The 577-nt window shown below is 53.0% G+C and carries 1 protein-coding gene; it reads right to left on the bottom strand.

Features of this window, described 5'->3' with window-relative positions:
* Window positions 1–577 (bottom strand): methyl-accepting chemotaxis protein (locus JFQ59_RS12330; protein ID WP_230972515.1); only part of this gene is annotated, 577 nt, incomplete at both ends.

Raw genomic sequence — 577 nt, 5'->3', positions numbered from 1 at the left:
TTCTCCCCCCATTTGCCATCATTTCAGCGTAATCCCTTGAAACGTCATTGCCCGTGGAGTCAAATATCTTGAAGTTCTCGATCAGAACCTGGAGGGTCTGGCTGGCTATTGCACTCACCCTCTCCATTGCCATGCTGACCTGCTGTATGGCTGCGGTCTGCTCCTCTATGGCTGCGGAAGTTTCCTCGCTGCTGGCAGCATTCTCCTCCGCTGTTGATGCAACCTCCTCGAAGTTCCTTGCGATCTGCTCTATCCTTGCCAGTCCATCTTCTGCGCTTGCAGCAACAGTCCTCAGCATCTCATTTATCCTGCTGACAGACTCTGCGATCTCTCCTGCTTTGGCCAGTGCCTTTTCTATGCCATCACTTCCCTGCATGCTGCTCTCCTTGACCTTCCTCGTTGCCTCAATGACCTTTCTTGTCTCCTCCTGAACGTTCCTGACTATCTCATCAATCTCCTCCGTGCTCTTTCTGCTCTCCTCGGCAAGCTTTCTGACCTCGTCCGCAACAACGGCAAACCCTCTGCCATGCTCTCCTGCCCTTGCAGCCTCAATTGCTGCATTAAGGGCGAGGAGATT

Source organism: Archaeoglobus neptunius (assembly GCF_016757965.1).
GTDB classification, from domain to species: Archaea; Halobacteriota; Archaeoglobi; order Archaeoglobales; family Archaeoglobaceae; genus Archaeoglobus; species Archaeoglobus neptunius.
Note: the sequence above shows the minus strand (reverse complement) of the source record. Positions and strands in the feature narration are given on the sequence as shown.